The 12452-nt window shown below is 63.4% G+C and carries 12 protein-coding genes; 2 read left to right on the top strand and 10 right to left on the bottom strand.

Going from position 1 to position 12452, the window contains the following annotated elements:
• Window positions 1–3 precede the first annotated feature (3 nt).
• Window positions 4–762: an FCD domain-containing protein gene (locus AAFN84_RS16595; protein ID WP_347515742.1), complete on the top strand. Its 759-nt coding sequence runs from the start codon at window positions 4–6 to the stop codon at window positions 760–762.
• A gap of 1 nt (window position 763) precedes the next feature.
• Here the strand turns inward: AAFN84_RS16595 and AAFN84_RS16590 are convergent, their stop codons facing one another.
• The 10 genes from AAFN84_RS16590 to AAFN84_RS16545 form a co-directional block, all read right to left on the bottom strand.
• Entirely contained in the window at window positions 764–1162 is a 399-nt protein-coding gene (locus tag AAFN84_RS16590; RefSeq protein ID WP_347515741.1) for a RidA family protein, read from the bottom strand.
• Window positions 1162–2163, bottom strand: a complete 1002-nt coding sequence (locus AAFN84_RS16585) for an oligopeptide/dipeptide ABC transporter ATP-binding protein (protein ID WP_347515740.1) — start codon at window positions 2161–2163, stop codon at window positions 1162–1164. Before AAFN84_RS16585 ends, AAFN84_RS16590 begins: the two co-directional genes overlap by 1 nt.
• A complete protein-coding gene (locus AAFN84_RS16580) occupies window positions 2160–3134 on the bottom strand; it encodes an ABC transporter ATP-binding protein (protein WP_347515739.1) in 975 nt (324 codons plus the stop codon). Before AAFN84_RS16580 ends, AAFN84_RS16585 begins: the two co-directional genes overlap by 4 nt.
• Window positions 3131–4672: a gamma-glutamyltransferase gene (locus AAFN84_RS16575; RefSeq protein ID WP_347515738.1), complete on the bottom strand. Its 1542-nt coding sequence runs from the start codon at window positions 4670–4672 to the stop codon at window positions 3131–3133. The genes AAFN84_RS16580 and AAFN84_RS16575 overlap by 4 nt, the downstream gene beginning before the upstream one ends.
• A complete protein-coding gene (locus AAFN84_RS16570) occupies window positions 4665–5576 on the bottom strand; it encodes a polysaccharide deacetylase (protein WP_347515737.1) in 912 nt (303 codons plus the stop codon). Before AAFN84_RS16570 ends, AAFN84_RS16575 begins: the two co-directional genes overlap by 8 nt.
• 24 nt (window positions 5577–5600) lie before the next feature.
• A complete protein-coding gene (locus AAFN84_RS16565; RefSeq protein WP_347515736.1) occupies window positions 5601–6389 on the bottom strand; it encodes an SDR family oxidoreductase in 789 nt (262 codons plus the stop codon).
• 6 nt (window positions 6390–6395) lie between these two features.
• Complete coding sequence (locus AAFN84_RS16560; RefSeq protein ID WP_347515735.1) at window positions 6396–7256, bottom strand: ABC transporter permease; 861 nt, start codon at window positions 7254–7256, stop codon at window positions 6396–6398.
• Window positions 7253–8179, bottom strand: coding sequence for an ABC transporter permease (locus AAFN84_RS16555; RefSeq protein ID WP_347515734.1), 927 nt, complete (start codon window positions 8177–8179; stop codon window positions 7253–7255). Before AAFN84_RS16555 ends, AAFN84_RS16560 begins: the two co-directional genes overlap by 4 nt.
• Before the next feature lie 66 nt (window positions 8180–8245).
• Complete coding sequence (locus AAFN84_RS16550; protein ID WP_347515733.1) at window positions 8246–9754, bottom strand: ABC transporter substrate-binding protein; 1509 nt, start codon at window positions 9752–9754, stop codon at window positions 8246–8248.
• Entirely contained in the window at window positions 9754–10530 is a 777-nt protein-coding gene (locus tag AAFN84_RS16545) for a GntR family transcriptional regulator (RefSeq protein ID WP_347515732.1), read from the bottom strand. Before AAFN84_RS16545 ends, AAFN84_RS16550 begins: the two co-directional genes overlap by 1 nt.
• A gap of 373 nt (window positions 10531–10903) precedes the next feature.
• Here AAFN84_RS16545 and AAFN84_RS16540 point away from each other — a divergent pair, with 373 nt between their 5' ends.
• A complete protein-coding gene (locus tag AAFN84_RS16540; RefSeq protein ID WP_347515731.1) occupies window positions 10904–12409 on the top strand; it encodes an ABC transporter substrate-binding protein in 1506 nt (501 codons plus the stop codon).
• The last annotated feature ends 43 nt before the right edge of the window (window positions 12410–12452 follow it).

Below are 12452 nucleotides of genomic sequence, written 5' to 3'. Positions count from 1 at the left end.
TCAATGACAACGGACGACAGTCCTCTGGTTGTCGCGCCGCAGCGGCGGCGCAAGCGCTCCGATGCGCTGGCGGCGCGGATCCGCGATCTGATTTCGCTACATCAGCTTGCGCCCGGCGATCGCCTGCCTCAGGCGTGGCTGGCGGAACAGGAGATGAAGGCTTCCAAGGGCACGATGCGCGAGGCGATGAAGGCGCTGGAGACGCAGGGGCTCATCAAGTCTCGTACCGGTCCGGGAGGCGGCGCCTTCGTCACGGCATTATCCGGCGAGCAGGCGATGGACCTGCTCAGCAACCTCTTCCTGTTCAACCAGCCGAGCATTGCCGACGTATTCACGCTCCGCAAGCTGCTCGAACCGACGCTGGTGGGATCGCTGGCCGGACGGCTCGAGCGTCATCATGTGGACGCGCTTCAGGCGGCGATAGGGCTTTACGACAGTGAGCCGACGACGGCGGAAGACGTTTTTCAACGCCGAATTGCGGAACTCGACTTCCACTCCCTGCTGGCGAGCTTTGCGCAGAACCAGCTACTTGGCTTCGTCTGCGTGTTCCTTCATCGGCTACTGCGTGACCTTGCCAAGGGCAGAGCGGATGCGGCCGCACCGGAGCCTCAGATGCATGAGCGGATGCTGAATTTCCAGGTCAGGCTGGTGCGGCTGCTGATGGCGGGGGACAGCGAAGCCGCCACCACGTTGACGTACGATCATCTCCAGGACGTCGAACGCTATATGCTTGCCCATGCCGACATGCGGCGATCGGGATAGATCAAGCCACGGCGATCGCTTCGATCTCGATCAGCCAGGCAGGATCGTAAGGTCCGGCTATCACCGTCGACAGCGCGACCATGCGTTCCCCCATCACCTCCCAGCGCACCTTGGCGTTTTCGTCGCGGTATTCGTAGCCTGCCAGGAACACGGTGACCTTGACGAGATTGTCGAGGATCATGTCGGCGGCATTCAACTGCCGTTCGACATTGCCCCATGCCAGACGCGCCTGGCTTTCGAAGTCCTTGGGTGCTGTGCCGTCGGCATCCGTCGGGATTTGTCCGCTGATGTAGAGGGTACGCTGCGCACCGCTGAACTCCACCGCATTCGAATATCGGCGATGCAGCGTCTGTGGCGCGTCGGCTGCGTTGACGAGGCGGCGGTTGAATGTCGGGGTCATTAAGAACTCACAGTCTGTTGGGCAGCCGGTGCGCGGACATGGCAGGCGGCGCGCCACGCATCGCCCACCGGCACCAAGGGCGGGTGCGTCTCATGGCATACCGGCTCGGCCAGTGGACAGCGCGTGACGAACTTGCAGCCTTGGGGCGGATTGGCGGGACTGGGCAGGTCGCCCTTGAGCACGATGCGCCTGCGGCTGCGCTGGGCGACAGGGTCGGGCAGCGGTACCGCTGACAGCAACGCCTCTGTATATGGGTGCTCCGGCTTCGCAAAAACGTCGTCGGTACGGCCTGTCTCGACTAGGTGACCGAGATACATCACCGCAACGCGGTCGGCGAAGTGGCGCACAACCGACAGGTCATGGCTGATGAAGAGGTAGGACAGGCCCATCCGTTGCTGCAGGTCGAGGAGGAGGTTGAGGATTTGCGAGCGGATCGAGACGTCGAGCGCCGAGACGGGCTCGTCGAGGATCATCAGTTCCGGGTTGAGCGTCAGGGCCCGGGCAATGACAATGCGTTGGCGCTGCCCGCCCGAAAAGGCATTCGGCATCCGCTTGGCGTGCTGCGGATGCAGGCCGACGAGATTGAGCAGTTCCGCCACACGTTCGCGACGCTCGCGCGCGTTGCCGACGCCATGGATGGCCAGCGGTTCGGCGATGCTCTCGCCGATCGTCAGTTTCGGATTGAGAGCTGACACCGGATCCTGGAAGACGATCTGCATGTCGCGCGAAAGGCTTTTGCGTCCACCGGCATCGCCATGGACGATGTCCTTGCCGGCAAACCGTATCGAGCCGGCGGTCGGCTTCTGCATGCCGAGTATCGCCGCGCCCAGCGTTGACTTGCCACAACCGGATTCGCCAACGAGGGCGACGCTTTCGCCGCGTCCGATCTCCAGGTCGACGCCGTCGACCGCCTTGACCCAGCCCACCGGCTTGCCGAGCAGTCCGCCGCGGATGGGGAAGTGGACCTTGAGGCCCTTGACCGTGAGAAGCGGCTCAGTCACAGCATTGCCTCCACGCGGTCGCTGTGCCAGCAGGCGGCGAGCCCGAGGTCTTCCCGGGCGGTCAAGGGCGGCTGCTTCTCGACGCAGGGCGCGTCAGCAAGCGGGCAGCGGGGATTGAAGCGGCAGCCGACCGGCCACTGGCCGATGTCGGGGACCATGCCCTCGATGCTTGGCAGGATCGTCTTCGGCGCGCCGTCGAGGCGTGGGATGGTGGATAGAAGGAGCCGCGTATAGGGGTGCTCCTGCCGTGCGAAGATGGTGTCAACCGGCGCCTGTTCGATGATCCGTCCGGCATACATGACGGCGACGCGATCGGCCATGTCGGCAACGACGCCCATGTCATGCGTGATCAGGAGGATCGCTGTTCCGGTCTCCTCGCGCAGGCGTTTCATGAGCTCGAGGATCTGTGCCTGGATCGTGACGTCGAGCGCGGTCGTGGGCTCATCGGCGATCAGGAGCCGCGGCTGGCAGATCAGGGCCATCGCGATCATGGCCCGCTGGCACATGCCGCCGGACAGCTCGAACGGGTATTGATCGTAGCGGATTTCTGGCTCGGGAATGCCGACCTCTTCGAGCATGGCGATCGCTGCCTTGCGCGGATCGCGTCCCTTGGCTTTCTGGTGCACCACGAGGCTTTCGGCGATCTGGCGGCCGATCGTCATCAGCGGATTGAGCGATGCGACCGGCTCCTGGAAAATCATCGCAAGGTCGTCGCCGCGCAGACGACGGCGCTGCTTTTCCGGCAGTGCATGAAGGTCGAGATCGCCCAGCAGGACACGGCCTTCATCCATCCTCGCCGCTTTCGGCAAAAGCCCCATGACTGCAAACGCGGTCATCGACTTGCCGCAGCCGGACTCGCCAACAAGGCCCAGGATTTCTCCCTCGCCAACCTCGAAGCTGACGCCATCGACGACGGGATTTCCGCCAATCGAGACATGAAGGCCGTCCACCGTGAGCACGGTTCTCGTCATGTCTGCTCCGCCCCGACCGACGCCCACGGATGGTTCGGATGTGCCATGCCGCAATTCTCGCCGCCCTCTCGATATACGGCCGACGGCACCGCAAAATTCACGGGGTACAACGTGTCCTCGACGATCTCGACGGGGAATTCCGTGCCGAGACGGGGAGCGACTTCCGTCCGGGCCTTGCGGTTGACGCGCAGCTTCACCCCGCTGGCGTCGACGCGCGGAGCGTGCAACGCTTCTTCCAGCGACATGCCGTATTTGGCGACGTAGGAAAGGATCTGCGTCACGGCCGGCATGATCTGTCGTCCTCCCGCTGCGCCGAGAGCCAGCCGTGGCTTGCCATCAGCCGTTGCGATGATCGGGCACATATTGGCGAGGGGGCGGACGCCGGGCGCGATTGAATTGGGCTGGCCAGGGCGTGGATCGAACCACATCATGCCGTTGTTCATCAGCATGTCGGTGCCCGGCAGCGCGACCTTGGAGCCGAAGCGCGACAGCAGGGTGTTCGTCAGAGACACCATCGTTCCGTCCCGGTCGACGACACTGACATGGGTCGTGCAGCTCTCGCTGTTGGCATGGCCGAGCGTGCGCAGCCGATGCTCCGAGGCGCGACGTATCGCGCGCGCAAAGGCAAGCGCCGACTGTCCCGAGGATGGATCGGTCTCAGGCAGTGACGTCGCGAGCTCGCGCACCGCCTCGATCAGCGTCGGCCCTCCTGAAAGGCCGGGCATCGCGTGCACGGCGAGGCCCGCGAATTCTGTTTGGACCGACTTGCGCCACGCAGGTTGGTAATTGCCCAGTTCGACCGCATCGATCGCCGAGCCGCCGGCGGTCAGATCGGCGATGATGCTCGTGGCGACGTCGCCCTCGTAGAAGTCGCGCGCACCGGCGGTCTGAAGCCGCTCGAGCATCTCAGCCTTGCGCAGCATCGGCAAGGTTCGGACCTTGCCTGTCTCGGGCACACGCGGTGCGCGGCCCTCGGGAAGGAACAGGGCGGCCGATGCGGGAAAGCGGCTCAGTCCTTCGGTGTCGATCGCAAGGCAAAGCGCGGTGAACCAGTCGACGATCAGCCCGCGTCGCGCGTGCTCGATTGCCGGTTGCAGCGCGTCGCCGAAGGCGATGGTGCCAAACCGCTCGAGCGCGGCGGCAAAGCCTGCGACTGCGCCGGGGACGCAGATCGATGAGTAGCCGATCAGGTTTCGATCGTCCTTGACCGATGGCCAGTCGAACCAGTCGCCGTCCCGTCCGGCAACCAGCGGATAGTCGGCCGCATCGACGTTGCGCGATGCGTTGACGTTGAAATCGAGCGCATTGACCTCACCCGTCTTGCCGTCCGCGCGCAGAAGGAAGCCACCGCCGCCGACACCCGAAAGCCACGGCTCGACGACGCTCAGCGTAATCGCCGTGGTAATCGCGGCATCCATGGCGTTGCCGCCGCGCGACAACACCGCTGCCCCAGCCTCGGCGGCCAGCCAGTTCTGGCATGCGACCAGTCCGCCTTGGCTGCGGACTTCGCCCTTCCGGATCATCCAGTGCTCACCCATGGCTCTGTCCAAACCTGCGTGGACCGATCGCCTCGGGAATGGTTGCCGCGACGGCAAACCGGCCATAGTTGACCGACCCTGCATGGTGGGCGGCGATTTCGCATGCCATTGCGACCCATGCAGTCGGCTCTGCCTTGATCGCGTCGAAGAGTTCCTCCAGCAGAGCGATGCGCTGCGCACGCCCGGAAATCCAGTCATGCACGGTGAGTGTGAACAGCCCGCCAAACCTGTGCTGCGCGCGCCATTCCCGCATCCAGTCCTGCAGGATCGCGCCGCCCGGCTGCATCGTCCACTTGTCGCGGCCGCCGCCCTCGAACTTGAAGAATATCGCATCGTCCACCGCCCACTGGACGGGAAGCTCGACGATGCCGTCGACCTCGTAGGGATGGTCGAAACCCGACAGCGACGAGTCATAAGCAAGTCCGAGCCGTCGGATTTCGCGAAGCATATGCGGCGTCAGTTCCCATGCCGGCGAGCGGAAGCCGACGGGCGCCTGCCCGGTCTGCTTGACGAACAGTTCGAAGCTGGCTTCGAGCGCGCCGGTGAACTCGGCGTCGCTGGCATCGGCAACGATCTCGTGAAAATAGCCGTGGAGGCCGACCTCATGCCCGCGTTCGAGGATGGCGGGCAGGATTTCCGGGTTGGTTTCGGCCACGAAACCCGGCACGTAGAAGCTGCCCTTGAATCCATAGCGGGCGAAAAGGTCGAGCAGACGGTAGAGCCCGGTGCGCGGACCGAAATTGCGCATTTCCATGCCTGCCAGCCGTTCCGGGACGCTGTCGCGCAGCGACCACAGAAATGGGGAGTGTGCGTCCACGTCCACCGAAAGCAGCGCGGCGGATTGCTTGCCCTGCGGCCATTCATAGGCTGGCCAGGGCGACGTGATGCTAAGTCTGTCAGTCATGCACTTCTTCTTTCTTGCCGCGGCTCACAGCGCCTTTTTCTTCGCCTGGAAGACGGCTTTCGTGCCGATGGAATTTCCGCCGTCGACGGTCAGCGTTCCACCCGTGACATAGGCGCCCGCCTCCGAGCAGAGGTAGAGTACGGCGCTGGTCACGTCCCGTGGAGAGGATGGCCGGCCGAGCGGGATCGAGCCGATGGCGGCATCGACATGTTCGTCCGAAAGCGGGCTGACCTCGCTTCCTGCCATGAAGCCCGGTTCGACCGCGTTCACGCGGATGCCGTACTCAGCGAGTTCGAGTGCAAGGCCTTTGGTGAGACGATCGAGCGCGGTCTTGGAAGTACAGTAGGGCACCACGGTGGTGCGCATCTTGCGTGACGCGCCAGAGGAGATGTTGACGATCGAGCCACCTTTGCCGGCGCCGATCATCTGCAGGGCAAAGAGTTTGGACAGATAGAACGGCGCGCGCAGGTTGACGTCGAAGACAGCATCCCATTCCTCGATGTCGATATCGAGGAGAAAGCCGGACGGATAGATGCCGGCATTGTTGATGAGAATGTCCGGTGCGTCCCAGCGTTCGGCAACCCCCTCGGCGAATGCCTTCATCGAGCCCGCGTCGAGCAGGTCGGCGGAAAGCGCGAAGTGATCGCCATTGCCCCAGTCATCGATCTTGCGGGCCAGTTTGACCTGATCGCGGTCGGTGAGGCAGAGCGTGGCGCCGGCAGCACGAAACCCGTCCGCGATCCAGCCGCCGATGATGCCGCTTGCACCGGTGACGATGACCTTCTTGCCCTTGAACTCGTCTGCGAACTGCATGGAAACCTACCTTGAGCGTGGATCGAGGCGGTCGCGGATGTGATCGCCAATGAGATTGATGGATAGAACCAGCAGGAAGAGGGCTAGGCCAGGGAAGGTCGCGATCCACCAGGCGTTGCCGACATAGTTGCGGCCGGTCGACAGCATCGCGCCCCAGCTCGCGGTTGGCGGCTGCACGCCGAGGCCAAGAAACGACAGGCCCGCCTCGAACAGCACCATGAGACCGAACTCGAGCGTCGCGACCACGATCAGGGCGCCGGCAATGTTAGGTAGGATATGGCGCGACAAGAGCCGGAACCATCCCGCTCCCATGAAGCGGGAGAGGCGCACATAGGGCATGTTTGCGACCGACAATGTCTGGCCATAGGCAACGCGCGCATAGCGTGGCCAGCGGGTGAGCGCCAGGACGATGACGACGTTGTAGAGGCTCGGCCCAAGGATCGCGACGGTGATGATGGCGAGCAGGATTGCCGGCACCGAAAGCACGATGTCAACAAGACGCATGATGATCATCTCGATCCAACCTCGCTGGAAAGCCGCCACCATGCCGAGGATGCTGCCGAAAATACCCGACAGGATGACGGAGGCGAAGGCGACCAGAAGCGATATGCGCGCGCCGTAGATGACGCGGCTCAGCACGTCCCGCCCAAGCTCGTCGGAGCCAAGGTGATAGATCAGGCCGCGGGCCTCGTGGCCGGGCGCCTTGAGGCGGGCGAGGAGGTTCTGGGTGTTTGGGTCCATCGGCGCGATCAGCGGCGCAAGGAGCGCCATCACGACCAGTCCCGCCAGAATCGCCGCGAAGGGCGCCACCGCCCAGGGAAACCTCGGGCGTGCGGAAGCGCGTGCGGGCGCGCCGGACGCGCTCATGCGCCGACCTCCATGCGGATACGCGGATCGATCACGCTGTAGAGCAGATCTGCGATGAGATTCAGCGTGATCGCCGTGATCGCGCCGAGCAGGACGACGCCCTGAACGACCATGAAATCGCGGGCGTTGATCGCCTGTACCGTCAACTGGCCGAGCCCCGGCCAGGCGAACACCGTTTCGACGATGACGGCCCCGGCCAGCAGGTTGGCGATTTCGAGCGCGGCGACGGTAACCACCGGGATCGCCGCGTTACGCAGCAGATGGCGCATTACGATGCGCGCCATCGGCAAGCCCTTGGCGTGCCCGGTGCGCACATAGTCCTTCTCCAGTTCATCGAGAACGGCGGTTCGGGCGACACGGGCGAATGTTGCCATCGACAACAGCCCCAGTGCGATCGACGGCATGATCAGGCTGGATCCGGTACGCGCGCCCGATGGCGGGAGCCAGCCCAGCCAGACCGCGAAGACCATGATCATCAGTATCGCGCTCCAGAAGGTTGGCATCGACTGGCCCGCCAGCACGAAGCCCATCATCACCTTGGATTCAGCCCGCCCACGCCGCACGGCCATGAGCACACCCAGCGGAATGCCGATGCCGAAGGCCACCACGAGAGCGCCGCCGGCGAGCATCAGCGTGTAGGGCAGGCGGCTTTCGATCAGCGTCCACACGGCGACATTCTGCACATAGGATCGGCCGAAATCGAGCGTAAGCAGCCCGGCCATGTATTCGAGATATTGCACGACAAGGGGGCGGTCGAAGCCGAGCGAGACCCGCAGCGCATCGATATCGGCCTGGGTGGCGTTCTGCGGCACAAGCAGCAGGACAGGATCGCCAGTGAGACGCTGCAGGAAGAAGATCAGCGTCATGACGCCGATGACGGCGACGAATGCCTGGGCAAGGCGTTTGAGAAAGAAGGCCGACACGTGAGAGCTGCCTTTCGGGTTGCAGTGCGGCCCGCACTGGTCGGGCCGCACCGTCGACGGCGATGATCAGTCGGACCAGCTCATGCGATTCAGGAACATGCTTTCGTTTGATGTCGGCTGCCATTCGAGCTGCTGGGCCGCGCCATAGATGATCGCCGCCTGGTAGAGGGGGACCATGGGTACTTCTTCGGCGACGTAGGCGGCAACCTCGGCGTAGGCCGCCAGCCGCGCTTCCTCATCCAGCGTGTTTCGGGCGCTGTCGAGCAGTTCGTCGATTTTCGGATCGCGCAGGGAAGACCACGAACTCGACGAGTGAAGCAGGGAATGCAGCACGCCATCGACATCCTGGCAGGCACAGGACCATCGGCCGAAGGCGGCGTATGGCTGGTCCTCCGGCGCGCTCTGCACGCGCTGGAGGTAGGTGGCCATATCCGTGAGTTCGATCTCGGCGACGAGCCCCGTATCGTTGATCATCTGGGCCAGCGCCTGCACGATGCGCTGATCGAATGTCGGCGACGTGGCGAACGTGATCGTCTGGCCGATGGCACCTGCTTCCTCGATCAGATTGCGCGCGGCCTCCGGATCGTAGGGATAGGATTCGACGCCCTCGACATAGCCGAAATGCGCCGGAGTCGCCATTTGCGAGACCGGTTCGTCATAGCCGCCGAGTATGCCTTCGACGATGCCTTCCTTGTCGATGGCCTGGGCGACGGCCTGGCGAACGCGCTTGTCATCGAACGGAGCACGCGCCGGATTGAGCTTCATGTAGCCGACGCGTTCGGTCAGTACCGACAGCGCCTTGGCGGTGCCGGACCCTTCGAGCTGCATGGCCATGTCGGAATCGAGCGTCACCGCCAGGTCTGTCTCGCCTGCCTGGAGGTTGGCAATTCGCGTTGCCGCGTCCGGCACCGCCCTGAACTCGGCGGAGACGAATTCCCCCTTGTCGCCCCAGTAATCCTCGTTGCGCTCGAGCCTCACCGAGACGCCACGCTGCCATTCCCCGAACATATAGGGGCCTGAGCCGACCGGGCTCTCGTTGAAGGCATCGTCGCCGACCGACTCGACGACATGCTTCGGAACGATCGAGAGCTTGACCAGTTGCGCCAGAAGGACGGGATACGCACCATCGGTCTTGAGCGTCACCTCATATTCGCCGGTGGCTTCTGCGGAAACGATCTTGTTGAACTGACCGAGCTGCGGGCTGCCGAACTCCGGATCGGTGATGCGGCTAATGCTGAACGCCACATCTTCAGCCGTCAGTTTCTCTCCGTCATGGAAGGTGACGTCGTCTCGGATCGTGAAGACGATTTCAGTGTCCGAGACGTTGCGCCATTCCGTTGCGATCTGCGGCACGATGTTGCCATCGTTATCGCGCGTGATGAGGTTGTCGAAAATGTTCCGATAGACATAGTAGCTGTCGGGGTTCCACTGGCGGTGGGGATCCAGCGAGGAAGGCTCACTCACGAGATCGATGACCAGGAGGTCCTTTGCGATTGCGGTCTCCAGCGCCAGGGGCGAGCAGGCAATCGCCAGGGCGAAAGCGAAGGCAGTCGAACGATGCTTGAGCTTGATCATCACACGGTCCTTGTTCCGGAAGTTGACGTGACGGGCTGCGTGCGGATCGGACCATCCTTGTCCGCCGTCCGTCGCAGCTTGGCTGAGCCGACCTTGGCCTCGGATTCGAGGAACCGGTCGAGCAGGAATGCTTCGAGCGCACCGTTTGTGGAGCCGAGAAGTTGCGAAGCGTCCGCCTTGCGGCCATCCAGGATGGCGTCGACGAAGCGCGAGCGGTTGGCCGGCATGTGTCGCGCCGGTCCCTTCGCCTCGAAGAAATTGACGAGGCGGGCCGACCGATCCCAAAGGTCGGTCAGCCAACCGGCAACGATGGGCATGGCCAGCCGGCGCGCCAATGCTTCCAGGATTTCCCGATCGTAGCGCCTGACGGTGGGCAGGATATCGGCGCCAAGCTCCTGGCGATGCGTGAGTGCGAGATGCATCTCGGCGAGATTGCGAAGGTGGGCGCCTTCATGTTCGTCCAGTGTCACGCCGCACAGAAGGGGCTCGAGCTGGCGACGTGCCGCGCAGAGCTCCCTGATCTCGCTCGCCGAAACCGGAGCGACCGACCAACCGCTGCGTGCGGCGGAGGAGACGAAGCCACCGGCCTGCAGGCGGGCCAGTGCTGCACGCACGGCGCCGCGCCCGAGGCCGAATTCTCGCGCGAGTTCGATCTCGGAGAGACGTTCCCCCGGCGCAACGACGCAATGCACGATGGCGCTGCGAAGCGCGCGTTCGGCGGCGTCTCCCTTGCCTTGTGGCGGCGTGGGAGACGCGTAGGCATCCTTGTCCAGCATTCGTATCTGACCTCTTAGATTGCTGCTCTACGATCTCGTATTGTGCAGCGCGGGCGTGCTCTTCCTGAAGGCCATATCGCGAAAACGGGTCCAAATCCGAAAAGGCCATGCCGTGATTTGGCTGTCATCATTCAGGGCGGGGCCTTTTCAGTCAAGCCTTTCCTTCGCATCCGCCGCCATCCGGTCCGCGAGATGGCGTCAACTATCATCTTGAGGGGAATCATGTTGCGCGTGCATCAGGTGCATGCAAAGATCGCATGTGACGTGCCAGCAGCGGCATCTAAGATGTCAGAATGTATGGCAATGTCTCAAGTTACCGTCTCGAACGGACGGCCCAGGGGAACCAGAAAAGTATTGGAAGAGGAACGAACCAATGCGATTGAACAAACTCTTGATTGCCGCGATGCTCGCGGCGACCGCGCTGACCGCGCCAGCCGGCGGCGCTCTTGCCAAGGACATGATCGTCATCGATTTCGTGGGCGAGCCAAACTCTCTCGACCCCCATCAGCAATGGAATCCGGACAGCTTCAACGTCTACCGCAACATCTTCGACAACCTCATCACGCGTGATGACGAAGGCCAGTTCGCGCCACAGATCGCGACCGAATGGGAGTATCTGTCCGATACCGAGATCCAGTTCACGATCCGCGACGACGTGACGTTCCACGACGGCGAGAAACTGACCGCAGAAGATGTGGTCTTCAGCGTCAAGCGGATCACCGATCCGGAGTTTGCAAGCCCGCAGCTGGGCCAGTTCAACGGCATCGTCGAAGCGGTTGCCAAGGACGACACGACGGTCGTGTTGACCACCGACGGCGCCTACCCGGTGCTGCTCGCCCAGTTGACCAAGCTTTCCATCGTGCCGAAGCACGTCGTGGAGGCGGTGTCGAAGGACGAATTCAACGTCAATCCCGTTGGCAGCGGCCCTTACAAGTTCGAAACCTGGAACAGGGGCGTGGAGGTCATCCTGGCCCGCAACGACGACTACTGGGGCCAGAAGGGCGCATTCCCCAAGGCCTCGTTCCGCGCGGTGCCCGACGCCGCGACGCGTGTCGCCAACCTGCAGTCGGGTACCAGCGACATCGTGACCAACATCGACAGCGACCTTGCGGCACAAGTCGAAAGCGGCGGGGTCGGCAAGGTTCTGTCTGCCCGGACCGAGCGCGTGGCCTATTTCGCGATGAACGTCACAAAAGCGCCGCTCGATGATCCGCGCGTGCGTCAGGCGATCGCCTACGCGCTCGACAAGGAAGGCATCGTCGAGGGCATTCTCGGCGGATATGAGGCGCCGGTATCGCAGCTCGTGTCGCCCGCGGCCTTCGGCTATGTCGAGGGTGTGGAGGGCGTAGGCTACGACCCGGAAAAGGCAAAGGAAATCCTCGCCGAGGTGGGCGATGCCTCCAAGGCCGAATTCGCCATCCTGACCGCTCCCGTCTACGACCAGCGCGTCGTCCAGGCGATCCAGCAGATGCTGACCGATGTCGGCCTCAGCGCGGAGATCGAGATGACGGACATGGGCAACTGGCTGCAGCAGATGCAGTCCGGCCCCGAGACGATTCCGGCATCCGCGTTCAGCCGTTGGAGCTGTGGCTGCCAGGACGCCGACGGCATCATGTATCCGATCCTGCATTCGTCGAGCGGCTGGGCCAACATAGCCGATCCGAAGCTCGACGAAGCCCTCGACGCAGCGCGGTCTACGATCGACAATGACGAGCGCCTGGCCCTCTACAAATCGGTCAGCGAGATGGTGGAGAGCGAGAACTACGTCATCCCGCTCTATCAGGCTTCGGTCATCTACGGCGCGGCGGAAGGTGTCGAGTTCACGCCGCTGGCAAACGAAAATCTATTCCTCAACCGCATCACCTGGTCAGGCGAATAGGCCTATTTCACAGCCGGCCGGGCGCTCACGCGCCCGGTCAACT

Origin of the sequence: Mesorhizobium sp. CAU 1741 (genome assembly GCF_039839275.1) — a bacterium.
Classification (GTDB): domain Bacteria; phylum Pseudomonadota; class Alphaproteobacteria; order Rhizobiales; family Rhizobiaceae; genus Aerobium.
This window is presented reverse-complemented; position numbering and strand designations above follow the sequence as displayed.

What these genes read in the sequence shown, in the direction of transcription:
- AAFN84_RS16575 (WP_347515738.1), bottom strand. Translation starts at nt 4,672, where the DNA reads ATGGGTGAGCACTGGATGATCCGGAAGGGCGAAGTCCGCAGCCAAGGC.
- AAFN84_RS16595 (WP_347515742.1), top strand. Translation starts at nt 4, where the DNA reads ATGACAACGGACGACAGTCCTCTGGTTGTCGCGCCGCAGCGGCGGCGC.
- AAFN84_RS16590 (WP_347515741.1), bottom strand. Translation starts at nt 1,162, where the DNA reads ATGACCCCGACATTCAACCGCCGCCTCGTCAACGCAGCCGACGCGCCA.
- AAFN84_RS16580 (WP_347515739.1), bottom strand. Translation starts at nt 3,134, where the DNA reads ATGACGAGAACCGTGCTCACGGTGGACGGCCTTCATGTCTCGATTGGC.
- AAFN84_RS16545 (WP_347515732.1), bottom strand. Translation starts at nt 10,530, where the DNA reads ATGCTGGACAAGGATGCCTACGCGTCTCCCACGCCGCCACAAGGCAAG.
- AAFN84_RS16565 (WP_347515736.1), bottom strand. Translation starts at nt 6,389, where the DNA reads ATGCAGTTCGCAGACGAGTTCAAGGGCAAGAAGGTCATCGTCACCGGT.
- AAFN84_RS16550 (WP_347515733.1), bottom strand. Translation starts at nt 9,754, where the DNA reads ATGATCAAGCTCAAGCATCGTTCGACTGCCTTCGCTTTCGCCCTGGCG.
- AAFN84_RS16570 (WP_347515737.1), bottom strand. Translation starts at nt 5,576, where the DNA reads ATGACTGACAGACTTAGCATCACGTCGCCCTGGCCAGCCTATGAATGG.
- AAFN84_RS16540 (WP_347515731.1), top strand. Translation starts at nt 10,904, where the DNA reads ATGCGATTGAACAAACTCTTGATTGCCGCGATGCTCGCGGCGACCGCG.
- AAFN84_RS16560 (WP_347515735.1), bottom strand. Translation starts at nt 7,256, where the DNA reads ATGAGCGCGTCCGGCGCGCCCGCACGCGCTTCCGCACGCCCGAGGTTT.